The sequence below is a fragment of the Castellaniella sp. FW104-7C03 genome (assembly GCF_040276085.1).
GTDB lineage: Bacteria > Pseudomonadota > Gammaproteobacteria > Burkholderiales > Burkholderiaceae_B > Castellaniella.
The window spans coordinates 397,774-422,965 of record NZ_JBELOK010000002.1 but is presented as its reverse complement, the minus strand read 5'-3'; the positions used below and the strand labels follow the sequence as shown (position 1 = coordinate 422,965).

The following is a 25,192-nucleotide window of genomic DNA, read 5'->3' as shown; positions in this document are numbered from 1 at the left end:
TTGAAGCTCGCATCATGTCTCGCCATGAAAAACACCCCAAAGGTTGGATTGGTGTCCAACTTTTGGGGTGCAGTTCACGACGCGGGGTTTCCTTTTTGCTGTGCCTATCAATCGGGGTTGGGCCGGATGTTGTTTTCTAACTGACACGGCGAGGTCCGCGCACGAAGCTGCCCGCATGTTCGCTGATTCGTCAGCACATGCCAGCAGCCAGGGTTCCAGGCTGCCGCGGGTTTCTCCCGCGTTGCCCACCAGTCCGCATCGCATCGAGTCTGCGGATGCGCGCCTTCATGGCGCCGATGCTTTTTTCTCAACCATCAGCGGGAGTTGCCATCCTGCAAGGGACGGAGCCCTGCCTTCTCAAGGAGTCTCGCCCATGTCCAGAAAGCCATCCTATGGCCAGTTGGCTCTGATTTGCCGCGGCAAGCAACTGCCGCTTGAAGTCCTGCACGGCGCCGCCGGCCACTACATCGGCACATGCGACTCCGAAGGGCCCGTTTCGCGAGAGTCCCGCGAGTATTTTCGTAGCTATGCTGCGGCTCGACGCGCACTTGAAAGAGGCGGTTGGTCCCAACTCGCCACTCCCTGATCAAATCGCAAGGAACATTGTCATGACACAGCCTCTACCCCAAGACGCCGTCGATCAGATCATCCAGGAAGAGCGCCACTTCGCAGATGCACCCCAAGCCTTCTTCGAGGCCTGGAAGCGTGGTGTGCGCATCGCCGGTTCGCAGTGGTTTGGCGACGGCACGCCAGAAGGGCCGAACCTAGCTCGCAGCAAGTGGGATCTATGCCCCGACGTGCAGCGGATCGACAAGGCTCTTGGTGTACTCAGCAGCGGGGAGCGCATGTTCCTTGCCGCCATGGTCAGTATCTATAACGAGCGCAAGGGCGGTGCGATGCTCAAGCGCTGCGGCTTTCGCGGACTTGCTGATTTCAGCGGTCTGGATTCGCAGCGCCGCGAAGTCATCGCGCAGCTAGTGCTGCATTACTGTGGTTGGTGATCATTTGGGCGTACCAACGCCGCCGTCTTGCTCAGCCTCACTGAGGGACATGCGTCTTCGCATGCAAGTGTGTGGCCGTGTTCCCTCTCTTTTTTCCTGCCCATTGCCAGCTGGCGATGGGTTTCTTCTTGCGGATGCCAGGTTCCGCAAGGATTGGCTCCGTTTATTTCCGAAAGGGAGCCATTTATGGCCAACAATTATTACGAAGGCACTGGTGTCCTTATGCTCGACCGTGTCACTCCAGTCATTAAGGCGTTGTTCAGTACCTTCGCTCTGGATGAAGATCATTCCAATGGGGGACAAGTCTATATCGCCCAGATTGCTGAGACCAATGAACCTCAATGGTCGGATGTGCTGGATGGCCTGGCGGATCTTGCCACACAGTTGGGCCTCCCCGTGCTTGATGATGGGGAATTGTCGATTCCGTCCCTGCTCGAGCATTTGGCGGCGCACTTCGGTGCGGAGCAGAACGAGGAGTTGGCGAACCTGATCGAGCATCACCAGTTTGAGGACGGTGCCGATTTGGATGCTTTATTTCTAATAGCCACTTGTCTTGATGACGGCCACCATCTGGCTGTCATTCAGTTCGAGGGCTGCTGGTATTGCAGCAAGCCCCGCCTGTTCGAGTTTGGCGGTAACGGCTGCTATTTGAGCCGAGAGGTTCAGGTTTTCCGAACTTCCTCGCAGGTACTTCAACTTGGCGATCAACTGCGCGGCGCCGTTCTGACTGCCGATCTGGAGGGGGCTTCAGCCCTGATAGTGCAGGAAGCGACCAATTTGCTGACGGGTGTAAGTGACGAATCATTCCGCCTGAAACTGCGCCAGCGCGTCATCGAGCGGCTGGCTCAGACACCAGCAATTGGTGCTGCTTGATCTTTTTTCGCTTTCAACCCACCGGGTTCAATTCCCGGTGGTGGGGGTTGGCTCCGTCATGCTCTGGAGGAAATTTCATGGTCCGGAAATACAACCCTTTTCTGCGCGGTTACCGGAATCTACGCGCCATTCGCACGCTGCTGATCACTTACGAGGACGACTCACCGCCGGTTTGGCGACCGCTGCATTCCAGCCAGACCAGTTTGCCTGATGAGCAGGTTGCTCGATTTCCTTGTATCTGGAACGAGGACTTTGCGTTGATCACCGAGGGGCAGGACGTACGCGGTGAACTACAGGCGCAGTGCTCGACTGAGGGCGTTGTGCGCTCGGTGGTGTATGCCCTTGAGGGCGAGGATATTGATGGCCGACCGGTGCTTGTGGCTGATACCTATTCCAAGGCGTCTGCCCAGGAGGCGATTCATCGCTTGAATTTTGAAACAGGCTTCTACAGCCGGTGCTGGGAAATCAGTGGTGCGCACATTACCGAGCAGGCGCACCAATATCTGGCTGATCTGGCGGATCAGACAACGCCCCAGGGACTTCAGTTTGTCGCTTTTCGAATGCCAGACAGTTCGGCGATCGGTGTGAAGTTGATCGCCACGCCCTGGACGGATGAGAACCTGGAGGCCGTTCTGGGTATCACTGCCCAGCAGCTTCGGCGAGAGCATCGCAGCAAGGGCATGCCATATGACCTGGCAAACGTGCTGGAGTTGGCCGGCCAGGCCGACGTACGCATCCTGATTGTGGATGCTGACGCACCTGTGCTGCTGGGTTTGCCGCTGGCCAAGTTCTAGCGCGTGATGCAACGCATCAATTTTTCCCACGGTTACCATCTTTCAGCTGAACGTATGCTGGATCTGCAGGCAAGGGATGGTTCCCTGCCAAAAGCGTCCGAAAGCTGGGTGCCATGCAACGCCATTTCCTGCGTGCTAGTCGCCTATCTCTGATCCATCCTTGCATCTATGTGCTTCGGCGTTGCCGACATATGCCCAGGCAGTCGAGACCTTCCAGGCTGCAAGTGCGGGAGACTGCACTGGTCACTTTTTTCACGGGCGCAGCGCGTCCATCCACCCACAAGGGATTCCCCTCCCTTGTGGGCGGGGAGTCCTGTGTTTCTTCCCAAGGAGATCCCCATGGATCGATCTGTCATTAAAACCATGATGCCCACGCTCGTCGCAGGCCATGTGCCTCGCAATGTGCGCTCATTCAAATACCGCGTTTTCGATGGTGTGCCACAGCCCTCGGCGCTGGGCTTCGCTATTGACCCCCAACCCTTCGACGGCAAGGTGGTCGCGGCCAATGACGACGCCATCGTCGTCAAGCTCAAGCCCAGCGAGTTCGCGGTGCTTGATCCCAAGCTGGTAACCGCCGTTCCTAATGAGGGAGCCAAGGTGCATGTCCAGCCCTACGCGCGGCGCCGTTTCGACGGCCTGCGTGCTGACATCCCAGAAGTAATCACCGAGAAGGGCTCGGATGGCGTTCCCTATACCATCACCAGGCACATCCTCGGTTCCGCGCCAGCCAAGCTGCCCGTCCCCGAGCCGCAGTGCATGGAACTGGGCCAGCTCATCCAGCAGTTGGAGGAAATGCCGGCCCCCGATGGATTTCGGCGCATCACTCACATGCTGGTCGATGCAGGCGCCCATGATTTCACCTGGATCGACCCCACGCCGGCCAAGATCATCGAAACACCTCCGTCGATTAGCTTCACGGTCTCGACTGCGAAGTTCACGGGGCGGGTGACTGTACTGTATGACCGCGCGGGCGACACTTATGCGGTGGAGCTGCACCGCGACGGTGAGCTAGTCGATCGGCACGACGAGGTGTACTTCGACATGCTCGGTGAAGTGCTGGAACATCTCATCGATGATGGGCGATGGCGCCAGATCAGCGTGAGCGTGATCGACACCAAGACGCCCCGGCGACGCCGCGCGGTTCCGGCATGATGCGCGAGGTGGGCGACTGCTGGGTGGTGCATTCGCCCAACGAGTCGGCCGTCAATGACGGCGCTGGCTTCTGGCCCAACGGGTTGGGTCCAGTTCGATCAGGCGACGCGCTTTTCGACAGAAGAGACTCGAAGCTTGCCGTTGCCGGTCTCGATTGGCCGTGACGCACGTTTCGTTTCAGGGCGGGAAGCCCAGCAGCACTACGGCTGAGGCCCAGCCCTGCTGGCAGCCTGCCATCCCAAGCCTTCCATCCATTCGGGTGGAGGGCTTCTTTTTGCATGACGCCAAACAGCGAGGATAAACGGAAGCGCCTGAATGCCGATTGATTGCTGTCGCGCGATCAGGGCCTAGCCATGCTAAGGCCATGCCTTGCTGACAGCCGTCAGCAGCATCCCAGGTAGCCACGATCTTCAAGGCTACGGCGCGGTTTGACCGCGTTGATTACCCAGCTCGCACCGCATCCGCTTGCGAGCGGCCACCAGTCTCTGGTGGTGGATGCCTTTGCTTTATCAACCCACCGCGGGGTTACGCACCATTTCCCGCATCGTGGGGCAGGTGTGTCTCCGCTTCTTCGCAATGGAGATTCACCATGAACACCCCATCCAACGAAAAGTCATATTTCGACATCCATACCTCGGGTATCGGGTACTTGCAGCGTGCCCGCGAAGTACCCGTCAGAGGCGGCCGCCGTGCCGAACCCTTCCTGGCATGCACCATCGCCGCGCTGGTCGGCTCCGTTACGGATCCCAGCTATCGTTATTTCGACGTCAAGGTTGCTGGCACAGAGGCGAAAAAACTCGTTGGGCGCTATATCGGCGCCGATGATTCCAGGCAGCGCCCGCTGGTGCGCTTTCGCCTTGGTGATGTGTGGGGCGATGCGTATATTCGCGAAAAAGGTGAACGCAAGGGTGAAGCGGCCGCATCTCTGAAAGCGCGACTGCTCAAAGCCGAGCCGGTCGACCGGGCTGAACTGGCCCAGATCACTCAGCACGAACTGACCACCCATGGCATCGGTTACCTGAACCGTCCGAAGGACGTCACCCCCAAGGCTGGCGATCCTTTCCTGTCGTGCACCATCGCTGCGCTCACCGGGCCCGTCGATGAACCGGAGTATCGGTACTTCAACACAATCGTCGCCTCCCCCGATGCCGAGCATCTGGTGCGCCGTTGCGTACAGGCTATTGAAGGGGACAGCAAGGTGTTGATTGCGTTTCGCCTGGGCGACATGAAGATCGATCCGTACATTCGCACCAAGGGTGAGCGCGCTGGCGAACCGGCCGCAAGCCTGGAATCGACACTGATCCATATCGGTCTGATCAAGATCGACGGCACCCAGGTCTATCCGGCGATCCAGGCGCAAGCCGAGGCACCCCAGGCCCAAGACGCAACTGCGTCGGAGGCTGAAGACGTTGTCGTGCCCGAAGCAGAGCATGTACCCGGGCCTGAAGCCGTGGGTGCCGCTGCCGACCAACCTTCGCAGTCCGCTGAGCGCGAGCCTGAAGGAGAAGTCCAGCAGCAGACGCCGATGGCAGCTGCTTCGTTCTGACCTGACGGGGCCCCTTGTGGGTCCTTGCTGTTCTTCCTAAACGCTCAAGGAGAATCATCATGGCGGTCACATTGGCACCCGAGAGATCGGTCTCGCCCATCGTCGTCCCTGGGCAGCTTGCGCTGCGCACCATTCGTGGTCGCAATGGCCCGTTCACAGTCGGCCGGCTCAGTACCCACCTCGGCGTGTTTGAGGTCAAGGATCCGGAACTCGAGCAGTACCACGAAGGTAAATACGACGGGGAATTTATCATCCGCTACATCTTTCCCAAGTCCTATCCGGTTGGCGGCGGCATGCGGTTCGAAATCCGCGCCAGCCTGGACGGGATGACGCTCTTTGGCATCGATAAACTCAGTGGTGACGAAGCACGCAGCTTCGCCATCCAGGATGTCGATCCGCTCGATGAAGAGTCGGGCGCGCCGCCTGCGGCAACGCCGGCCAAGCCCGCCAAAGTGTCCAGACCCGCCAAACCCGCCCCAGTGCGGGCGTCAGCGGATCCATTGGTCGATACCACGCCCTTCGGTGCGGATGCGGCCCCGTCTGCGGCAGTCGCTGCCCCCGGCAGCACCGAAGAGGGCGACGCTGCGTTGTTCGGCTTGCTGTGGCCGTTGGGCCAGTCCGTGAAACTGGATTCGACCATCGATCGCCGCACCCTGCGCGCGCAGATCGCCCGTCTGGGCGAACTGGGTTACGCGCTGGACTTCAAGACGCAGGAGTGGAGCCGCCAGGCCGAACTGCAACCTGCGTGATCGCAGAGCCGCATCCGCAGTGTTCTTCTTCCACCCGCCGGGGGCCTTCCCCATGCGGGGGAGGCTCCGGCTTTCTTCTGGAGATATCCATCATGTCTACCATCGCTTGCGATGCACCTCATTCCACGCTGGACGAACCCGCGTGGCGCGCTGTCTGCAAGACAGCCGCCGAGTACGCCCAGCGTGGTTGCGGCCTGTCCTGGGATCATTGGGTCACGCTTTTCAGTTCGGAGATCGATGCGCAAGCCAGTCGGTTGCCGGAAGACCAGCGCGCTCATGCCCTGGAAATCGCGACCCAGGAATGGGACTACGCAACGCCTGCCGAACGGCAGGAAACCCAAAACTGGAATGCGGAGCATGGCTACTGCTCGCACGGGATCGAGTTCGGCTACTGCCCGGCCGGTTGTGATCGCGACGATGACGACTGGGACTAAGGGCAAAGCATAGGTTCCTGCGCCGCACTTGCGGCTTTTCATCACCCGCCGGGGTTTCTCCCCAGCGGGGAAGCCTCCGGCCCATTTTTCAGGAGGCTTCTTATGGGCTGGTATTTCTCCCCCCAGTCGCGGTCTGAACTGATCGCGGAGCTGATCGCACCGCAAGAGACCGAGCGCGCCAGCGTCAAGGTCATCGCCCACGCACTGCGCGGCAACGTCCTTTGGTCCGTCGCGCAAGTGACGGCCAAGGCCGAAGGCGTGCATCGTGATCTCGCGCCGGGCCAGTCCCTGCGCTACATCCGCTGCGATCTGCTTGAACGCAGCGGCGACCAGTGGGGCTACAAGCCGCTGGACGAGTCCATGCACCCGTACTACTACGCGTGCCCGCTCTCTTATCTAGACCTCGCGCCGGAGCAGTGTGCCGATTGGCGCGCAGGCGTTCGCGCCTACCACGCGCGCCGGCGCACTCCGACGGCAACCACGGCATCCACCTCGGCGCTGACGGTCTGAGTATCTTTCTTCCACCCGCTGGGGCCGCGCCTGCCCCTACGGGCAGTACTGTTTCAACTCATCCAAGGACACCACCATGAGCCAGCACCATTTCGAGACGCTTCACAAGGGGTTTCCCATCACCGTTGCCCTCGGCTGGGATCGGCCGATGCGTTACTTCTTCCTGACCATCCACAAGCCTGCCGAGTTGATCGACAGCGCCATGAAGGTCGAGTGCGAGGATTTCCTGTACAGCAACTGGCAAGAGGAAGACCCGTTCGGCCACGGCCCGGACTACTTCCGTGAGGTCCTGCGCCATTTTCACATCGACGTGCCCGAAAGCATGTTCACCGAAGTCCAGCAGGACTACGTCAAGAACGTCGGCAACCGTGTCGTCAAGCATCAGGCCGACGGTTCTTTCACTGAAGTCTGGCCCTGACGGCCTTTACAGCGCTCGACACGGGGAGTTCGCCCCGAGCCGTCCGTATTTTTTCCCCCAGCGGGGCAGCCACTGCCCCTTGCGGGCGGTGCTGCCCCTCATTTCATCGAGGACTCCACCATGCCCGTACTTTCATCTCCACAGCCGCTATACCGCATCGACGAGTGCCCGGACGTCATGGCCGACGCTTGCGTTGGCGATGACCAAGGCGATCTGATCTTCGTCTCGATCTGGGCACGCGACACCGCCGTCCAGCAGTTCCTCGCTTGCCTGACCCTCGGGCAGAGTGAGCAGGGACTGGACCAGTTTCACATCATCACCGATCAGGGCGACAGCGTCCCGGTGTTCATCGGCAACGTCGATCGCCTGGAGAAGCGCACCACGCGCGTCTTCCGGCGCACCCTGTTCGGTTCTTTGTCCAATCTGTGGCTGTTCGACCAGCGCTGCGTCAAGCCTGACAAGGCCAACGCCAGCGCTCTGGCTTTGCTGCCACAGGGCAGCGCGCACCGGCAAGATCGCCTGTGGGCGTTGGTGCGGGACACCTGCCCGCTGCCCTTGCTCGACCACTGGCGCGAAACGGTGTTGGAGCTGTTGCAAACCCGTCAGATGCTGGTCCGCCTTCCTTTTTCCCTCGGGCTGTTGGAGGGCCATCGGCTCGCCATCGACGTGCCAGCGCTGACTCAGGCGCTGGGCGGTCTGATTCGCAATGACGTACTCACCACTGAGCCGCATCCGTCTGGGCTGGCTTCTGAACCACTGCTCAAAGCGGCGGCGTGAGGCCTCTACCTCTGCACCGGACGTGCATCCGTGGCGCACCGGCCACGCACGTCCGCTTTCTTTTATCCATGCTACTCAGGAGATTTCCATGGCCCTCATGTTCCCGCGGCTTGCCCGCAATTTCGCCAAGAACGGGTATTACCCGACCGACGAACCCACGCTCGAAAGAGCGCTGAACGCACTGATGCCCAGCGACGGGCCAATGTACATCCTCGATCCTTGCGCCGGCGAAGGCGTGGCGATCGCCGAAGCCGCTCATGCCCTCGGGCGCGAGCAGGCCAAAGCGTTCGCCGTCGAGTTCGACGCGGAGCGGGCACGCCATGCCCGCGGTCTGGTCGATCACTGCCTGCACGCAGACCTGATGGACACGATGATCTCCAAGCAGTCGTTCGGGCTGCTCTGGCTCAACCCGCCGTATGGCGACCTGTCCAAGGACGTCAACGGCAACATCGGCTATCAGGGCCAGGGCCGTGCCCGCCTCGAAAAGCTGTTCTACCAGCGTAGCCTGTCGCTGTTGCAGTACGGCGGCGTGCTGGTCTTCATCGTCCCGGGCTACGTCCTCGACGCCGAACTGGTCGGCTGGCTGACGCGCCACTACACGGATCTTCGCATCTATCGAGCGGTGGACACGCAGTTCAAGCAGGTGGTGATCTTCGGCCGGCGCTCGCGCCAGCGAGAGCTGGCACCGGATTCGGCCAAGGCCGTGCGCAATCTGCTGTTGCAGATCGGGCAAGGCGATACCGAAGCCGAGGAGCTGCCGAGCCAATGGCCCTTCCTGCCGTACATCGTCCCCACCAGTGCGGCCGAGCCGGAACAGTTCTTTCGCGTGACGATGGAGCCCGAGCAGTTCGCCGATGAGGTGGGCCGTCTCCAGGGCCTGTGGCCGTCGCTGGACACGCACCTGGGGGTCGCGCAGCAGTCGCTGCGCCCACCGGCGCGCGCCTTGTCGCACTGGCATCTCGCCCTGGCATTGGCTGCGGGCGCGATCTCCGGCGTGGTGCGCTCAAAGACAGGGCGCCTGCTTGTCGTCAAAGGTGATACCCACAAGGACAAGACGCTCCAGCGCGAGTTCACCGAACGCGACGACGGCTCAGTGGCCGAGACCCGCATCCTCACCGACAAGTTCGTACCTGTCATCCGCGCGTGGGACATGACACCAAGCTCCCCAACACGGGGCGAGGTGTTGACCATCCGCTAATCGTTTCTCCAACGTCGACGGTTCGCCGTCATTTTCTTCCACCCACCGGGGTCCAGTCGCCCCGATGGGGTGCCGTGGCCTCACCATTTTCAAGGAGTGAGCCATGGCAACCGAAGCCGTTTTCATCAGCCTGGTCCAGAGCCCGCGTTTCTCGCCTGGGCAAGTGGTTATGACTATCGGGGTCGATGAACTGGTCCAACAGGGCCGGCTCAACCCCGCCGCGTTCCTGCGCCGCCACCTCGGCGGCGACTGGGGCGATCTGGACGACAGCGACAGGCACCAGAACGATGCCGCGCTGAAGTCCGGCGAGGATCGCCTGTTTTCGTCCTACCAGGTCGCACCCGGCCTGAAGCTCTGGATCATCACCGAATGGGATCGCAGCGTCACGACCTTGCTGCTGCCCGACGAGTATTGATTCGCCCTTAGCCCAGCGGCCCGGCGCCGCAGCTTGCACTCCGCTACGCAACATTTCATCACTGCGTGGTGGGTGCATGTCTCATCTTTTATGGAGCATCGCCATGTCCTTTACGCATCACGATCAATATCGCCGCAAGCGGTTGTTCGAGATCGGCGCACTGGCGTTCAGCGAAGGCGTCGAGCGCCTCATGCACGAAGGCCGACTCGATCCCATCCCTTACCTGGAGCGCTACCTGCGTGGTGACTGGGGTGACATTTCGGATGATCAGTGGCAGCGGAACAACGCTGCATTGATCGGCGGCGAGCGGCTCGACGCGCACTATGTCGTCACCCGTGAGCTACGCATCCGCATCGTCACCGATACGGGGCGCAATGCCACCCTGATCGGGCTGCCGTCCGAATTCTGACGGCGCACTGCGCTGGCAAACCGCCCGCGCAGTGCGCCTTTCATTCTCCCGTCGGCTACGTGCCGATTTTTCTTCCCTTGCCGGGGCATGCCATCGCCCCTGCTGGGGGTGGTGCATGCCCCATTTTCTTTGGAGCATCACCATGTCCCTCGATCTCGATACCGCCGCCGACATTGCGCCCGACCAGGGCGAGCTGCTGGACGCGGAACCTTCCCCTCTGACCTTGAGCCTTCAGGATTTCGTCACCGAGTTCGGTGACGAGCTACTTGATTCGCTGAACCGCGCCAACCCGCCGGTCTATACCGGCCAGCCGCAGGCGCACCGACAGCTTCTCGTCGCCAGCCTCAAGCGCACGCTATTCCCCGCCCAGGCCGAAGTCGTCCATGCCGCCGCCGAGCTGCTGATCGACCGCGGCGAGCGCGCCGCGATCATCAACGGCGAAATGGGCTGCGGCAAAACGACCGTCGGCATCGCCACGGCCGCCGTGCTCAATGCCGAAGGCTATCGCCGCACCCTGGTGCTTTCGCCGCCCCACCTGGTCTACAAGTGGCGCCGCGAAATCCAGGAGACGGTGGCGGGCGCCAAGGTCTGGGTGCTCAACGGCCCGGACACACTGGTCAAGCTCATCAAGCTGCGCGAGCAGTTGGGTGTGCAGCCCGCGGGCCAGGAGTTCTTCGTAATGGGGCGTGTGCGCATGCGCATGGGCTTTCACTGGAGGCCCACCTTCACCCGGAGGCGCACCCGCGACGGCGATGTGGCGACGTGCCCGGATTGCGGCACGGTCGTCACCGACCTAGACGGCGAGCCGGCCAACCCGGTCGCGCTGGAAGCCGAGGAGTCCCGCAGGAAGTGCGGCCATTGCGCCGCGCCCCTGTGGACGCTGATTCGCCCGAGGACGCTGTCTGGCAGCGACCAGTCCTCGGCAGTGCTCAAAGCCTTGAAGCGCATCCCGACCATCGGAGAAGTCACCGCGCAGAAGCTGATGCAGAAGTTCGGCGACGCCTTTCTGGTCTCGATGCTGGGCGACAACATCCACGAGTTCATCAACCTCATGGATGGTAACGGCGAACTGGTGTTTTCCGACCGTCAGGCGCAGCGCATGGAACGCGCAATGGCCAACATGGAGTTCGGCTTTGGCGAGGGCGGCTACCAGCCGTCCGAGTTCATCAAGAGATATTTGCCGCAGGGCACATTCGATTTGTTGATCGCGGACGAAGCGCACGAGTACAAGAACGGCGGCAGTGCCCAGGGCCAGGCCATGGGGGTGCTGGCGGCAAAGGCTCGCAAGACCTTGCTGCTGACTGGCACGCTCATGGGTGGCTACGGCGACGACTTGTTCCACCTGCTGTTTCGGGCGCTGCCTGGGCGGATGATCGAGGACGGCTACCGGCCGACCAAAAGCGGCAGCATGACGTCAGCCGCGATGGCGTTCATGCGCGATCACGGCGTCCTGAAGGATGTCTATTCCGAGAGCATCGGCACGGCGCACAAGACCGCTAAGGGCACCAAGGTCTCGGTGCGCACGGTCAAGGCCCCGGGTTTCGGCCCCAAGGGCGTGCTGCGCTGCATCCTGCCGTTCACGATCTTTCTCAAACTCAAGGATATCGGCGGCAACGTCCTGCCCCCGTATGACGAGGAGTTTCGTGAAGTCCAGATGGATGCGGCGCAAGCTGCAGCCTACCGCGACCTGACGGGCCGGCTGACCGCGGAGCTGAAACAGGCTCTGGCGCGGCGCGATACGACCTTGCTGGGTGTGGTACTCAACGTGCTGCTGGCCTGGCCGGATTGCTGCTTCCGGTCGGAGACGGTGACGCATCCGCGCACGCGCAACACCCTGGCGTTCGTTCCGGCTCAGTTCAACGAGCTGGAAGTCATGCCCAAGGAACGGGACCTGATCGAAGTCTGCAAGCAGGAGAAAGCGGCAGGGCGCAAAACGCTGGTCTACACGGTTTACACCGGCACGCGCGACACGATGTCGCGCCTGAAGGGGCTGCTGGAGCGGGAAGGCTTCAAGGTGGCGGTGCTGCGCGCAAGCGTGGATGCCAGCCGCCGCGAGGACTGGATCGCCGAGCAACTGGATCGTGGCATCGACGTGCTCATCACCAACCCCGAGCTGGTCAAGACGGGCTTGGATCTGTTGGAGTTTCCTACGATTGTATTCATGCAGTCGGGCTATAACGTGTATTCGTTGCAGCAGGCGGCGCGCCGTTCGTGGCGCATTGGCCAGAAGCAGCCGGTACGGGTCATCTATCTTGGCTATGCGGGCTCCTCGCAAATGACGTGCCTCGCACTCATGGCCAAGAAAATTATGGTCTCGCAGTCCACGTCGGGCGACGTGCCCGAATCCGGGCTTGATGTCCTGAACCAAGACGGTGATTCGGTGGAGGTTGCGCTAGCCCGCCAGTTGGTGTGCTGAGTAGTTGTCAGCTTTTATCGGTCCCTTCGGGGGCCGATTTCTTTTTGAGGTGTTCGTTATCGTGATCAACTGCGATCAGGAAGAGAGGATGCAAAGCATCCAGCAAATTGGCGAGCGTCTTGACCAAGCGAGCAATAGTTAGCGCGATTTCCGTAGCGCCCCCCGAAAAATAACCTCTCGCAAGCTCATCCACGTCAATGTCTCCCGTGTCCAAGCCGAAGTGGCGGATAGATTGGAACAGGCCAAGTTCGCGACTGGTATACGCCGCCGAATGGATCAGTTCATTGCGTGGGCCTTTATAGCTCTCCACGGCTTGTGTGACGCCTTGCAAGGCTGCATGGATGTCAGGGTAGTTGGTTTTTACCTGTTTTGTGACGAATCTGTTGCCGCCGACACTCTCGAACTTAGCTTTGTCCATGAGTAATGCCGATCCAACCAAGCGGTGTGCCCGATCCACGAACCCGACGACGCGCAACACGAAGTTCTCGTAGTGGTAGCGGTAAATGTCCGGATCTAGAGCTGATTGACTACCCAAGTCCATCACGAAACCCAAGGCTAGACGCAGAGCCGTCAGGGCATTGTCCAGTTCAGATACCCGCTCGGTCACGTCGGCCGCGTAGATCTCTACAGCGGGTCCTGGAAAGGTCTTGCTGCCCGACTGGAGCGCATTTAGCCCCTTACGGGCATAAATTTTCAGGTGTGGCATTAATACCTGAAGGCTGGGATGGTTTGTTAGCTCATGCCTGTGCTCTGCGTGGTTCTCAGGCGTCATCGTATTTCAGTATTGCGTTTCGGTGTTGTGGTTAGTCACCAATAGTGTGCCGCATTGCCTGTAAGTCTGCTCGGCGGCGTCAATCCGGTGGTAGTCCGTTTCCCATTGACTGCGGCAACCGACGCGGCATGCTGCGAAGGTATTGGCTCATCGAACAATTGAGCCGAGCCATGCCCGTAAACCACCCAAACCGGCACCTGATCGGCGTCAGCCTGCTGGCCGCAGCCCTGCTCAGCGGCTGCGCGACCCGCACGGCGCCGCAAGCGCCAGCCTCCATCGTAGAAGCCTCGCCCGCTTCCGAACCCAACACACCCGAATTCGTCCCGGTTGTTCGGTACGGCCGCTACACCCTGGTGGAGCTTGCGCCGATGGCGGCGCAGCGCGACCTGCTGGCGCAGGTCATCGATGTGACGATGCCCGAGGACGCCCGCGCCACGGTCGTAGACGGGCTGCGGCATGTGCTCAAGCGCAGCGGTTACCAGCTTTGCGAGACAGCGTCGGCCGCAGCCGATCTGTACGCGCTGCCGCTGCCGGCGGCGCACCTGCATCTGGGACCAATGACGCTGCGCGATGCGCTGCTTACCCTGGCCGGGTCGGCCTGGGAACTGCGCACGGACGACCTCACGCGCCAAGTCTGCTTTGATCGGGCCGCAGCCCCCGCACGGGTCGAGCCGGCGCCCGAGCCGCCCGTAGCCGAGGCGGTGCAGATATTTCCGCTTCCCGGAGTCCAGCCATGAACACGCCGCACTCCCCTCGGCGCCCGAGCGCCGCCGTGTTCATGCTCAGTTTGCTGTGGCTTTGGCTGATCGGCTTGAGCATCTGCGTCTTTCTGGGCTACCAGGCAATGGGGGAACTCGCCGACCGGGAGCGGGTCGATTCAGGCCTGCACCGTCTGGAAGCGCAGGTAATCGCGCTAGCGGATGCCACCCAGACTTTGCAGCAGCGGCCGCAGGCCGCCACGCCAGCAGCGTTGCAAGAGGTCCGCCAGGCGCTGGAGGCCCGAATCGCTCAGGTCGAGCAGATCGAGGCCCACCAGGCGATGGTGCGCGCTGTCACACCTGCCCCGCCGAGTCCACCACCCACGCCGACCAAGCCGGTTGCGGTCAAATCTGCGCCGCCACCGTTGCCGTTTCGCGTCGTGGGCGTCGAGTTGCGCGCGGGTGAGCGCAGTCTGACCGTTGCGCCGGCCAAGGGGGCCTTCACCCCTGGTCAGGTGCAGGCGCTGCTGCCGGGTGATGCGGTCGGCCCGTGGCGTTTGCAGGCCATCGACGGGAACATAGCGGTGTTTCTGGTTGACAAGCACACGCGCCGCGTGGCGATTCCTTGAGGAAGCCATGCGATGAAATATCATCTGATAGTCCTGGTATCGCTGCTGACCGCGCTGCATCTGCCAGCGTCGGCCCAGCAAACGCCTCAGCAAACCTCCAACGTGCAGCCTGCCCGCACGAGCCAGAGCCAGATCGTGCACAGCCAGGACGCGCGGCTGGCCAAGGCGTGGGGCCTGCGTGACGATGAGTTTTCCCGCTACCGCGAGTTGATGGAAGGGCCGCTGGGCATCTACTCGCCCAATCTGGATCCGCTCTCCGCGCTGGGCGTGGAGGCCCGCTCGGATGAAGAACGTCGGCACTACGCCGAATTGCAGGCGCAGGCCGAAGCCCGGCGTGTCGAGAAGCTGCTCGTCTACCAGCGCGCCTACGACGAGGCCTGGCAGCGGCTCTATCCCGGGCGCGAGCGCGTCACGCCCTCGGATGGCGGCACGTTGATGTCCGGCGAGCAAGTGTCGAGCGGGCACATGGCGGTGTTCGTCAAGGATGGCTGCGAGGCCTGCGACCGGATCGTCCAGCGGCTTCAGACGGCCGCTGCGGCATTCGACGTCTACGTCGTTGGCAGTCGCGGCGACGATGCCCGTATCCGCGCATGGGCGCGGCGCGCCGGGATTGATCCAGCCCAAGTGCGTAGCGGCAGCATCACGCTCAATCATGATAGCGGGCGCTGGCTATCGCTCGGCCTGCCCGGCGAGTTGCCCGCGGTCGTGCGCGAGGTGAACGGCCAATGGCAGCGCGAGCCCTGACCGCCATACGCGCCATGTGGCGCCTGCGTGCGCTGCTGCTCGCGGCGGCTCTGCTGATCGGCCCCGTTCGTGCGCAGGAAATCCCGCCGCCCGCCTACCAGTTGGCAGCCCAGCGCGCGGGCGTGCCTTCGATCGTGCTTTACGCCGTGGCGTTGCAGGAGAGCGGAATTGCGCGGGCAGGGCGCATCGTGCCGTGGCCCTGGTCGCTAAACATCGCGGGCGCATCGCACCGCTTTGCCACACGCGTCGACGCCTGCACCCGTCTTCGCCAGGCGATGCGCACAACGCCGCACACGCGCATCGATGCGGGCCTGGGCCAGATCAACCTCGGCTACCAGAAGCAGCGCTACGAACAGCCCTGCGACTTGTTGGACCCGTACCGCAACCTGGCGATCGCCGCGCAGATTCTGCGCGAACAGCATACCCCTGGCGAGGACTGGTTGCTGGCGATAGGCCGCTACCACCGCCCAGCAGGCGGCGAACCCGCCGCGCGGTATCGGCGCAGCGTGTCCCGGCACCTTGCCCGGGTGCGGGGCGCTCACCCCATTGTCGCGGCGCCCGCCGCGCACCTGGAGACATCACGATGACGCATTTCCATCCAGCCCTGCGAGGCCTGTTCATGCTGGCGGCGGTGGTGCCACTTGCCCTATACGCTGCCGAGGAGCCATTGATCGTGGTCGAAGACCGTGGGGGTGACTCGGCGCTGCCGTACTACGAAGCCCTTGACCTTCAGCCACGCGGCGCCGGTACGGTGCTGCCACCCGTTCCTATCCCGCAGATTCCGGCTACGCCCGTTGACGAGACCGCCATGCTGCCGGTGCGCAGCGCCAAGCTCACGCCCGGCACCGTCGCGCGGCGGGTGATCGAGGCACCGGGCCTGCGGCCGTTCGCAGTTATCGGTGACGATGAGGCCTCCCAGGCCTGGCTGCGCCACCATGCGGCCTCGCTGCGCGAGCGCGGCGCGGTCGGTCTGGTGGTGAACGTCGAGACCGCGCAGGCCCTGGCGCGGCTGCGCGCGTTGGCGCCCGGCGTGCCGCTTGCGCCGGTGGCCGGCGACGATCTGGCCGAACGCCTGGGTCTGCACCACTATCCGGCGCTCGTCACGGCCACCGGCATCGAGCAGTGAGACCGTGTCGAGCAAGCAGCCGGTCGAGGTGCTGCTGCGCCCAGCGGTGGAGCTATACACCGTTGCGGCGTGTGCGGGTGCCGCGTTTCTGTCCTTGGTGGCCCCCTGGTCGCTGGCGCTAAGCCCAACAATGGGCGTGGGCAGTGCGCTGGCGTTCATCGCCTATGGCGCGATCCGCTATCGCGATGCCCGCGTCATCCTGCGCTACCGGCGCAATATCCGCCGCCTGCCACGCTATGTGATGACCAGCCGCGACGTGCCGGTCAGTCAACAGCGCCTGTTCATCGGGCGCGGGTTTCTGTGGGAGCAGAAGCACACCCATCGGCTCACACAGACGTACCGGCCCGAATTTCGCCGCTACGTCGAGCCGACGCGCGCCTACCGGCTGGCACGGCGTCTGGAGGAGCGGCTGGAGTTTGCGCCGTTCCCGTTATCCGGCCTTGCGCGGCTGACCGCCTGGGATGTGCCGTTCAATCCCGTTCGACCACTGCCACCCGTGGGCGGCCTGCCGCGGCTGCACGGCATCGAGCCCGACGAGGTGGACGTCAGCCTGCCGCTGGCCGAACGGGTCGGGCATACGCTCGTGCTGGGCACGACGCGCGTGGGCAAGACCCGCCTAGCCGAGCTTTTCATCACGCAGGACATTCGCCGCAGGAGCACCGCGGGTGAGCACGAGGTCGTCATCGTCTTCGATCCCAAGGGGGACGCGGATCTCCTGAAGCGAATGTATGTTGAGGCCAAGCGCGCGGGCCGAGAGGGCGAATTCTATATTTTTCACCTGGGCTGGCCCGAAATCAGTGCCCGCTACAACGCCGTGGGCCGCTTCGGTCGCATCTCGGAAGTCGCCACGCGCATCGCGGGACAACTCTCTGGCGAAGGCAACAGCGCGGCCTTCAGGGAGTTCGCGTGGCGCTTCGTGAACATCATCGCGCGCGCCTTGGTGGAACTGGGGCAGCGTCCGGATTACATGCTGATCCAGCGCCACGTCATCAACATCGATGCCCTGTTCATCGAGTACGCCCAGCATTACTTTGCCAGGACCGAGCCCAAGGCCTGGGAAATCATTGTTCAACTGGAGGCTCGGCTCAACGACAAGAATATCCCACGCAACATGATCGGGCGCGAGAAGCGCGTCGTGGCACTCGAACAGTACCTCTCCCAGGTGCGCAACTACGACCCCGTATTGGACGGCCTGCGCTCGGCCGTTCGGTACGACAGGACGTACTTCGACAAGATCGTCGCCTCGCTGCTGCCACTGCTGGAAAAACTCACCAGCGGCAAGATCGCCCAGCTTCTGGCGCCGGACTATGCTGATCTGAACGACCCCAGGCCCATCTTCGACTGGATGCAGATCATCCGAAAGCGGGCGGTGGTCTATGTGGGCCTGGATGCGCTCTCGGACGCCGAGGTCGCCGCGGCGGTGGGCAACTCCATGTTTGCCGACCTAGTGTCGGTGGCCGGCCACATCTACAAGCACGGGATCGACGATGGCCTGCCCGGCGCCGTGGCCGACGCACGGGTGCCGATCAATGTCCACGCGGACGAATTCAATGAGCTGATGGGCGATGAGTTCATCCCGATGGTCAACAAAGGGGGCGGCGCGGGCATCCAGGTCTCGGCCTACACACAAACGCTCTCGGACATTGAGGCACGCATTGGCAACCGCGCCAAAGCCGGCCAGGTCATCGGCAACTTCAACAACCTGTTCATGCTGCGCGTGCGCGAGACAGCGACCGCCGAACTGCTGACCCGGCAATTGCCCAAGGTCGAGGTCTATACCACTACGATCGTCTCGGGGGCCACGGACAGTTCGGATATCCATGGTGCGACGGACTTCACCAGCGCCACACAAGACCGCATCAGCATGCAGAGCGTGCCGATGATCGAACCCTCACATGTGGTCCAGCTTCCCAAGGGACAGTGTTTCGCCTTGATGCAGGGGGGAAGTCTGTGGAAAGTGCGCATGCCGCTGCCCGCGCCCGACCTCGATGAGGTCATGCCGCAGGATCTGCGGCAGCTCGCGGGCTACATGCGTCAAAGCTACGTTGAGGCCACGCAGTGGTGGGAATTCACGAGTTCCCAGGCGCCACAGGGGACGGTCTTGCCCGACGACTTGTTGAATAATGCCGATGTGGCTGAACCCGCTTCTGTTGTTGCTGCTGCTGACGAAAGCGTCGGCGATGAGGCCTTGTGATGACAGACGCCGCCTCGACTGTACAGAGGGAGCAGAGTCAGCGCCAGGGCCTGATCGTTGGTGCTATCACTTTGCCGTTCCGGTTGCTGGGAGTGCTGATCGGCTCGCTGCTGTTTTCGATCGTGGTGGAGTGTGTCGGCATGCATATGTTCTGGAAGGATCAGGGCTGGCGCCATTCGCAGCAGATGTTGCAATATGAACTGGGACATTTATCGGGCCACTTCACTCGCAGCGTGATCCTGCAAGAGCCGGGTCGCACAGCCCATGAGCTTGCGGACGTCGGCTACGAGTGGGTGTTCGTGCGCTCGGGGCTGCTGAAGCGCATAAGCCAGACTGCCGAGCGTGCCCGCGCACCCAGCCAGGGTCGGTTGCGCAGTTTCCGCTACTACAGCAGCCAAGTCTATGTCTGGACCGAGAGCTACCTGATCGCTGCGGCTTTCACGACACTCACATTCCTGGTGCGCCTGCTGGTTCTGGTACTTACACTGCCGTTGATCTTCACGGCTGCGTTCGTCGGTCTGATTGACGGCCTGGTGCGGCGGGATGTGCGCCGGTTCGGGGCAGGCCGTGAATCGGGCTTTATCTACCACCGCGCGAAGGCCAGCCTGATGCCGCTGGCCGTGCTGCCGTGGGTCTCCTATCTGGCTCTGCCGATCTCGGTGCACCCGCTGGTGATTCTGCTGCCCAGCGCAGCCTTGCTGGGACTGACCGTGAGCCTGACCGCTGGCAGCTTCAAGAAATACCTATAGCTACTAGCCGTCAGCCTGTATAACAGATGGCAGTCGGCTTTTCCTCACAAGGAGGCATCCGACCCCGATTGTCAAGTTCCGAGTGACGCGCAGTCGATGACGAAGCGGTATTTCACATCGCCCTTGAGCATCCGTTCGTAGGCCTCGTTGACCTGATCGGCGCGGATCATTTCAATGTCCGCAACGATGCCGTGCTCGGCGCAGAAATCCAGCATCTCCTGGGTCTCGGGGATGCCGCCTATCATCGAGCCCGCCAGGCTGCGGCGTTTCATGATCAGGTTGAATACCTCAGGCGACGGGTGCGGCGTGGCGGGCGCACCCACCAACGTCATCGTGCCATCACGCTTGAGGAGGGTAAGAAACGCATCGAGGTCGTGTGGCGCAGCCACCGTGTTGAGGATGAAATCCAGGCTCTGAGCATGCACCGCCATTTCTTCGGGGTTGCGGGAGACGACCACTTCGTGGGCTCCCAGCGCCTTGGCCGCTTCACGCTTGGATTCTGACGTAGTGAAGGCCACCACATGCGCGCCCATTGCGTTCGCAAGCTTGATGCCCATATGGCCCAGTCCGCCGATGCCGACCACGCCCACCTTGTGGCCCGGCCCTACCTTCCAGTGGCGCAGCGGCGAATAGGTGGTGATGCCTGCGCACAGCAACGGCGCCACGGCGGCCAGTTGTTCCTTGGGATGCCGGACGTGCAACACATAGCGCTCGTGCACGACGATCTGCTGCGAATAACCACCCAGGGTGTGTCCAGGTGCGTCGGGTGTGGGAAAGTTGTAGGTTCCCACCATGTGGTCGCAGTAGTTCTCCAGCCCTTCATCGCACTCAGCACAATGCTGGCAACTGTCCACGATACAACCCACTCCCACGAGGTCGCCGACCTTATGGCTGGACACATGGGCGCCCACGGCCGAGACACGTCCCACGATCTCGTGGCCGGGCACGCAGGGGTAGAGCGTACCTGCCCATTCCGAACGTACCTGGTGCAAATCTGAATGGCAGACGCCACAGTAGGCGATGTCGATCTGCACGTCATGCTCGCCGGGTGCGCGGCGTGTAATTGCAAGCGGCTCCAGTGGGAGATTACCGGCGCGGGCGCCGTAGGCTTTTATGGTCATACTGTTACTCCTTGAATTTCTGAATCATTTAAACACCTGCTCCCGAGCTGGCTTCCAGCCGCCGGGGCAGCCTTCTCGCTGGTCATGGACATTGCGTGATGATGCAGATCATGCCGCTGCTCCCTGGAGACCACATCGTTCATAGGCTCGCGTCATCTCGGCGCGTGCAGTCAGGAAAATCAGCACAGCGGCCACAAGCAAGATAGCGGCACTAGCTGCGAGCATGCTCTGGTATCCGCTATGATCGAACAACAGACCACCCGCAGTGGAGCCCAATGCGATCGAGAACTGCACCACGGCCACCATCAATCCACCCCCCGCTTCAGCGTCCTGTGGAAATGTGCGGGGCACCCAGATCCACCACCCCACCGGTGCGGCAGTGGCGACCAGCCCCCAAAAGCCCAGTAGCGCTATCACTGCGGACGAGCTGTTGCCGAATTCGGCTAGAGATATAGCGATGGCCGCCATCAGCACCGGGATGCAGATTAGAGCCCGGTAGAGGCCCCACCTGAGCATCATGCCGATCATCGTGGTGCCAATGAAGCCTGCTACCCCGATGACCAGCAAAATCATAGTCACCATGGAGTCATCGACCCGTGTAACGGTTTCCAGAAAGGGGCGCACATAGGTGAACAAAGTGAACTGGCCCATGAAGAAGAGGCCCACACCCAGCATGCCCAGGGTCACGACCCGGCTACGGAAGAGTTTGAATGCATGCCCAGGGCCAGTCTTGCGGGGTTCGATATGCATGGAGGGCAGGCTGACCCACTGCCAGAGGAACGCAGCCAGTGCCACTGGCACCAGGCAAAAGAAGGCCCCGCGCCAACCGATGGCTCCACCCAGCCAGGCACCCAGCGGCGCAGCCACCACAGTCGCCAGCGCGTTGCCGCCATTGAAGATCGCCAATGCGCGCGGCACCCGGTCAGTCGGTACGAGCCGCATGGCGGTGGCCGCTGACATCGACCAGAAGCCGCCCACCACCACGCCGATGAGCGAGCGCCCGATCATGTAGACGAGATAGTTCGGTGCCAGCGCGATGACTGCGCCCGACACAGCCATAATCCCAGTCAGACCCAGGAGCAGCGTCTTGCGGTTCATGCGCCGCGCCAGCGTAGAGATGAACAGGCTCGTCAGCACGGCCAAGGCACCGGATGCCGCAATACCCCATCCAGCCATGCCTTCAGTGACCCGCAGGTCGGCCGCCATGGGCGTGAGCAGGCTCACGGGCATGAACTCGGAGGCGATGAGCGCGAAGACGCACAGCGTCATTGCGAAGACGCCACCCCAATAGGCGGGCGGTGCGCTGACCCCTCGTGCAGAGGAAGAGGTGCTGGTGAGAGCACTGTTTGCTTGATCCGTCATGGAATGCGTTGCCGTACTTTGCTCATTCAAACCAGATGCCGATTGAAATATGCTGTCAGCCTGTCAAACGGAATCTTGTCCGCTTGGTCATAAAGATCGACGTGGTCTGCACCGGGGACGATCAGCAACTCCTTGGGATCGGAAGCCCCTTTGTAAACATCTTCCGAGTAATAGCGTGAGTGAGCATTTTCTCCCGCAATCAGCAGGATCGGACGTGGCGAGATCATCCCGACGTTGGCATACATCGGGAAGCCGAAGAACGAGACGGGTGTTGTGGCCGTCCACGCAGTGGTCGAGTTGATGCTGCGGGGATGGAAGCCGCGTGGAGTCCGATAGTAATCAAAGAAGGCAGCCAGAACCGGGTCGGCATTGGAGGGCAGAGTCTCGGGAAGGACGCGCTGCCCCTTCACGATATTGCCGTTCGCGTCAAACGGGACTTCGTGATATCCCAATCCATATCGGCCGTTTTCCGCATCCACCCAACGCTGCTGGCTGAGGTAATCGATGATCTTGTGGCGTTGTTCCAGCGTGTAGCCGTCTTTGTAGCCGCGACTGATGCTGCGGGACATGTCGTACATAGAGGCTGTGGCCACCGCCTTAATACGAGAATCGCTGCTTGCGGCGGTCAGCGCCATGCCGCTCAAGCCGCAGATTCCGATCACCCCAATGCGGTTGCGATCCACATTTGGATGCAGACCCAGGAAATCCACAGCGGCGCTGAAGTCCTCGGTATTGATGTCCGCCGAGGCCACATTGCGTGGCTCACCACCGCTTTCCCCGGTGTACGAGGGGTCGAACGCCAGCGTAATGAACCCGCGCTCGGCCATAGTCTGTGCATACAGGCCCGAGGACTGCTCCTTCACTGCGCCGAAGGGGCCACTGACAGCGAGTGCGGCCAATTTGCCTCTGGTGCCCTTTGGCTGATACAAATCAGCCGCCAAGGTGATGCCGTAGCGATTCTTGAAGACGACTTTCGTATGATTCACGCGGCTGCTTTTGGGAAAGGTCTTATCCCACTTGTCGCCAAGCGACTCCTGGCGCTGCGCGAAGGCCGACCCCGTAGTCATGGCCCCGGTCATCGCAGCGATCCCCAAACCCGTCAGTTTGAGCAAGTTACGGCGCCCCGTATCCGCACCTTCTTGGCGAGAGACAGCCCTGTCGGCTTCAGCAACTACATTCACAATAAATGTCCTTTCCTATCTCAATCGAGCGGTGCATGCCGCACCAGCTCACCACACTCGAAGGCGATGCGTACACCAGCGGCGCGTCGAGTCTTTCTACGACGTGCATCATGACGGAGATGAAGGGCATTGACTAGCTAATGAAGTCTTAAATGCCTTATTAGTTGTACTAATTAATTGTTCGTGAAATACTGGTTTCATGGCCAGACACAACCTCAACGATCTCCTGTATTTCGTCACCGTTGCACGGGAAGGCAGCTTCACCCGTGCCGCAGCATTGCTGGGAGTGACCCAGTCAGCAATCAGCCAGGCCATCAGCGGTCTGGAGGCGCGGTTGAAGATTCGCCTGCTCACGCGCACGACCCGCAGCGTTTCCCCCACTACGGCAGGCGAACGGCTTTTGAACGCCATCGGGCATCGCTTTGATGAGATCGAGTCAGAGCTGGACGACATCACGCAGATGCGCGACAAGCCAGCCGGGACGGTGCGAATCACCTGCGGAGACTACGTCTCACGGCACACGCTGCTGCCCAGGCTCGCGCCGCTGCTGCTTGAATACCCTGACGTCAAGATCGAGCTCGATGTGAACTACGGCTTTCGCGACATCGTGGCCGACCGCTTCGACGCCGGGGTTCGGCTGGGGGACACCATCGACAAGGACATGATCGCGCTGCCGATCGGGCCACCGCTTCGCATGGCGGTCGCAGCCTCCCCCGGCTATTTCAAGACACATCCCAAGCCCAAGCACCCGCGCGATCTGATGAACCATAGATGCATCAATATGCGGATGCAGTCCGGGGGCGGCCTCTTCGTCTGGGACTTCCAGCGCAAGGGCCAGCAGGTCAATGTTCGAGTGGAGGGTCAGCTCGTTATCAACACCTCGCCCACTATCGTGGATGCAGCCCTGGCGGGACTGGGGGTAGCGTGGTTACCCGACGGAGAATTCGACCCGCACATAGAGGAAGGACGTCTGGTGCGCGTATTGCAAGACTGGTGTGCTCCCTTTGCAGGGTACTACCTGTATTACCCCAGTCGTCGGCAACCCTCGCCAGCATTCTCGTTGGTGGTGGATGCCTTGCGCGATGAGATGGCGTACCGCTGAGTAGCCCTGCTGGATCCATATTCGTTATGGTCGGCTCCCTATCACATTTCCGAGCGCTTGCACGGCACCGAATCACGAAGGTAACTGACAAATCAAGTTGGTGGTGTCGGGTTCCCTATAGTTTGCGGCTTACGACAGCTCCGATTCCCACAATCTAGCCATTACTGACTGTCCAGGGGAATGGCGTGATGATGGTTTCGATTTGGCTGCACACAGCCGCACGTCAGGGTGTGTCCGCCTTCTTCCTGGTAGTCCTCCTGATGGGGCAGTCTCCAATAGTTTGGGCCGAGTCCCTGGCACAGCGCTACGAGTTGGCTGGTGCGTTGCGTCATCTCGGCGCCCTGGAGCACACTATCGTCGGCAGTGCCGCACACGCTTCCGTCGTGCCGGGCGAGCGCTACCACTTCGATTATCCAAGGCTTTTGGCTGACCTGGCACGCGTGCGCGCCGGCATCCAAGACTACCTTGCACCGTCACGCGCCCAGCCGCGCGATCCAGCTGAACTGGCCGGCGACTATCGCGCCGAGCGGGGCCTCGAGCCGCAGGCGCCACTGCCTCCGACGACGGCAGTGGAGAGTCGGCCATGAACGGCGCGCAGATCTCGGCATTTCAAGCCAATAGCGGCATCATGCCCGCCGCGATGGCGACCGTACTGGTCGGCGTCGTGTTCGCCGTCCTGCTGCTCTGGGGAGTGTGGGCTATCCGGACGGCCTATGTGGGCTGGTCCGAGAACCGTCTGAATCAGCGCCAGTTCCTGGGTGTGTGTATCCGTTTTGCCGCGATGTACCTCGTGCTGACTTATTTCCTCCTCTCCTGAAAGGA

At 61.8% G+C, this 25,192-nt stretch carries 29 protein-coding genes; 25 read left to right on the top strand and 4 right to left on the bottom strand.

Translation table 11 applies throughout. The features are described 5' to 3' along the window. Window positions 1-373: 373 nt before the first annotated feature. The 15 genes from ABS758_RS03990 (at window position 374) to ABS758_RS03920 (ending at window position 12,692) form a co-directional block, all read left to right on the top strand. Window positions 374-586 (top strand): hypothetical protein, encoded by a 213-nt coding sequence (locus ABS758_RS03990; protein WP_113934376.1) that lies wholly within the window; start codon window positions 374-376, stop codon window positions 584-586. Between the two features lie 22 nt (window positions 587-608). Then, complete coding sequence (locus ABS758_RS03985; RefSeq protein ID WP_113934375.1) at window positions 609-1,001, top strand: hypothetical protein; 393 nt, start codon at window positions 609-611, stop codon at window positions 999-1,001. Between the two features lie 186 nt (window positions 1,002-1,187). Further along, window positions 1,188-1,874 (top strand): hypothetical protein, encoded by a 687-nt coding sequence (locus ABS758_RS03980; RefSeq protein WP_113934374.1) that lies wholly within the window; start codon window positions 1,188-1,190, stop codon window positions 1,872-1,874. A 77-nt stretch (window positions 1,875-1,951) separates the two neighbouring features. Then, entirely contained in the window at window positions 1,952-2,668 is a 717-nt protein-coding gene (locus ABS758_RS03975) for a DUF5983 family protein (RefSeq protein ID WP_113934373.1), read from the top strand. A 339-nt stretch (window positions 2,669-3,007) separates the two neighbouring features. Beyond that, window positions 3,008-3,820 (top strand): GTPase, encoded by an 813-nt coding sequence (locus tag ABS758_RS03970; RefSeq protein ID WP_113934372.1) that lies wholly within the window; start codon window positions 3,008-3,010, stop codon window positions 3,818-3,820. Window positions 3,821-4,409: 589 nt separating this feature from the next. Then, on the top strand, window positions 4,410-5,366 hold the full coding sequence (locus ABS758_RS03965; RefSeq protein WP_113934371.1) for a DUF3577 domain-containing protein: 957 nt from the start codon (window positions 4,410-4,412) through the stop codon (window positions 5,364-5,366). Window positions 5,367-5,425: 59 nt separating this feature from the next. Beyond that, window positions 5,426-6,115, top strand: coding sequence for a DUF3275 family protein (locus ABS758_RS03960; RefSeq protein WP_113934370.1), 690 nt, complete (start codon window positions 5,426-5,428; stop codon window positions 6,113-6,115). Window positions 6,116-6,207: 92 nt separating this feature from the next. Further along, the gene (locus ABS758_RS03955; protein WP_113934369.1) at window positions 6,208-6,549 is read left to right on the top strand and encodes a hypothetical protein; all 342 of its coding nucleotides are present in this window, start codon (window positions 6,208-6,210) and stop codon (window positions 6,547-6,549) included. A gap of 102 nt (window positions 6,550-6,651) precedes the next feature. Further along, window positions 6,652-7,059 (top strand): hypothetical protein, encoded by a 408-nt coding sequence (locus ABS758_RS03950; protein ID WP_113934368.1) that lies wholly within the window; start codon window positions 6,652-6,654, stop codon window positions 7,057-7,059. A gap of 76 nt (window positions 7,060-7,135) precedes the next feature. Next, window positions 7,136-7,477, top strand: a complete 342-nt coding sequence (locus tag ABS758_RS03945; RefSeq protein WP_113934367.1) for a hypothetical protein — start codon at window positions 7,136-7,138, stop codon at window positions 7,475-7,477. A 120-nt stretch (window positions 7,478-7,597) separates the two neighbouring features. Further along, window positions 7,598-8,254 (top strand): hypothetical protein, encoded by a 657-nt coding sequence (locus ABS758_RS03940; RefSeq protein WP_113934366.1) that lies wholly within the window; start codon window positions 7,598-7,600, stop codon window positions 8,252-8,254. 88 nt (window positions 8,255-8,342) lie between these two features. After that, the gene (locus tag ABS758_RS03935; RefSeq protein ID WP_113934365.1) at window positions 8,343-9,452 is read left to right on the top strand and encodes a DUF6094 domain-containing protein; all 1,110 of its coding nucleotides are present in this window, start codon (window positions 8,343-8,345) and stop codon (window positions 9,450-9,452) included. A 103-nt stretch (window positions 9,453-9,555) separates the two neighbouring features. Next, window positions 9,556-9,867, top strand: a complete 312-nt coding sequence (locus ABS758_RS03930; protein ID WP_113934364.1) for a hypothetical protein — start codon at window positions 9,556-9,558, stop codon at window positions 9,865-9,867. Window positions 9,868-9,970: 103 nt separating this feature from the next. Continuing rightward, window positions 9,971-10,276 carry a hypothetical protein gene (locus ABS758_RS03925; protein ID WP_113934363.1) on the top strand — a complete coding sequence of 102 codons (306 nt, stop codon included), beginning with the start codon at window positions 9,971-9,973 and terminating at the stop codon, window positions 10,274-10,276. Window positions 10,277-10,418: 142 nt separating this feature from the next. Next, window positions 10,419-12,692 carry a helicase-related protein gene (locus tag ABS758_RS03920; RefSeq protein WP_113934362.1) on the top strand — a complete coding sequence of 758 codons (2,274 nt, stop codon included), beginning with the start codon at window positions 10,419-10,421 and terminating at the stop codon, window positions 12,690-12,692. 7 nt (window positions 12,693-12,699) lie between these two features. Here the strand turns inward: ABS758_RS03920 and ABS758_RS03915 are convergent, their stop codons facing one another. After that, entirely contained in the window at window positions 12,700-13,464 is a 765-nt protein-coding gene (locus ABS758_RS03915) for a Cthe_2314 family HEPN domain-containing protein (protein WP_113934361.1), read from the bottom strand. A 170-nt stretch (window positions 13,465-13,634) separates the two neighbouring features. On the opposite strand from ABS758_RS03915, the gene pilL2 reads away from it, so the two are divergent. Genes pilL2 through ABS758_RS03880 form a run of 7 tightly spaced genes read left to right on the top strand, consistent with a single transcriptional unit; the run spans window position 13,635 to window position 19,604 of the window. Further along, on the top strand, window positions 13,635-14,201 hold the full coding sequence (gene pilL2 / locus ABS758_RS03910; RefSeq protein WP_113934360.1) for a PFGI-1 class ICE element type IV pilus protein PilL2: 567 nt from the start codon (window positions 13,635-13,637) through the stop codon (window positions 14,199-14,201). After that, window positions 14,198-14,791 carry a hypothetical protein gene (locus ABS758_RS03905; protein ID WP_350380260.1) on the top strand — a complete coding sequence of 198 codons (594 nt, stop codon included), beginning with the start codon at window positions 14,198-14,200 and terminating at the stop codon, window positions 14,789-14,791. The genes pilL2 and ABS758_RS03905 overlap by 4 nt, the downstream gene beginning before the upstream one ends. 12 nt (window positions 14,792-14,803) lie before the next feature. Then, entirely contained in the window at window positions 14,804-15,535 is a 732-nt protein-coding gene (locus tag ABS758_RS03900; protein ID WP_113934358.1) for a TIGR03759 family integrating conjugative element protein, read from the top strand. Then, on the top strand, window positions 15,517-16,122 hold the full coding sequence (locus ABS758_RS03895) for a lysozyme family protein (protein ID WP_113934357.1): 606 nt from the start codon (window positions 15,517-15,519) through the stop codon (window positions 16,120-16,122). The genes ABS758_RS03900 and ABS758_RS03895 overlap by 19 nt, the downstream gene beginning before the upstream one ends. Beyond that, window positions 16,119-16,661, top strand: a complete 543-nt coding sequence (locus ABS758_RS03890) for an integrating conjugative element protein (protein ID WP_113934356.1) — start codon at window positions 16,119-16,121, stop codon at window positions 16,659-16,661. Before ABS758_RS03895 ends, ABS758_RS03890 begins: the two co-directional genes overlap by 4 nt. A 4-nt stretch (window positions 16,662-16,665) precedes the next feature. Continuing rightward, on the top strand, window positions 16,666-18,855 hold the full coding sequence (traD, locus tag ABS758_RS03885) for a type IV conjugative transfer system coupling protein TraD (RefSeq protein ID WP_113934355.1): 2,190 nt from the start codon (window positions 16,666-16,668) through the stop codon (window positions 18,853-18,855). After that, window positions 18,855-19,604, top strand: coding sequence for a TIGR03747 family integrating conjugative element membrane protein (locus tag ABS758_RS03880; RefSeq protein WP_113934354.1), 750 nt, complete (start codon window positions 18,855-18,857; stop codon window positions 19,602-19,604). Before traD ends, ABS758_RS03880 begins: the two co-directional genes overlap by 1 nt. Before the next feature lie 71 nt (window positions 19,605-19,675). Here the strand turns inward: ABS758_RS03880 and ABS758_RS03875 are convergent, their stop codons facing one another. The 3 genes from ABS758_RS03875 to ABS758_RS03865 all read right to left on the bottom strand — a co-directional run bounded on the left by ABS758_RS03875 (window position 19,676) and on the right by ABS758_RS03865 (window position 23,268). Beyond that, window positions 19,676-20,725: an NAD(P)-dependent alcohol dehydrogenase gene (locus ABS758_RS03875; RefSeq protein WP_113934353.1), complete on the bottom strand. Its 1,050-nt coding sequence runs from the start codon at window positions 20,723-20,725 to the stop codon at window positions 19,676-19,678. A 108-nt stretch (window positions 20,726-20,833) separates the two neighbouring features. Continuing rightward, complete coding sequence (locus ABS758_RS03870; RefSeq protein ID WP_113934412.1) at window positions 20,834-21,994, bottom strand: MFS transporter; 1,161 nt, start codon at window positions 21,992-21,994, stop codon at window positions 20,834-20,836. Between the two features lie 119 nt (window positions 21,995-22,113). Then, the gene (locus ABS758_RS03865; RefSeq protein WP_113934352.1) at window positions 22,114-23,268 is read right to left on the bottom strand and encodes an alpha/beta hydrolase; all 1,155 of its coding nucleotides are present in this window, start codon (window positions 23,266-23,268) and stop codon (window positions 22,114-22,116) included. A gap of 199 nt (window positions 23,269-23,467) precedes the next feature. On the opposite strand from ABS758_RS03865, the gene ABS758_RS03860 reads away from it, so the two are divergent. The 3 genes from ABS758_RS03860 to ABS758_RS03850 all read left to right on the top strand — a co-directional run bounded on the left by ABS758_RS03860 (window position 23,468) and on the right by ABS758_RS03850 (window position 25,187). After that, entirely contained in the window at window positions 23,468-24,370 is a 903-nt protein-coding gene (locus ABS758_RS03860; RefSeq protein WP_113934351.1) for a LysR family transcriptional regulator, read from the top strand. Window positions 24,371-24,558: 188 nt separating this feature from the next. Beyond that, complete coding sequence (locus ABS758_RS03855; protein ID WP_113934350.1) at window positions 24,559-24,957, top strand: integrative conjugative element protein, RAQPRD family; 399 nt, start codon at window positions 24,559-24,561, stop codon at window positions 24,955-24,957. After that, the gene (locus tag ABS758_RS03850) at window positions 24,954-25,187 is read left to right on the top strand and encodes a TIGR03758 family integrating conjugative element protein (RefSeq protein ID WP_113934349.1); all 234 of its coding nucleotides are present in this window, start codon (window positions 24,954-24,956) and stop codon (window positions 25,185-25,187) included. Before ABS758_RS03855 ends, ABS758_RS03850 begins: the two co-directional genes overlap by 4 nt. Window positions 25,188-25,192: the final 5 nt, after the last annotated feature.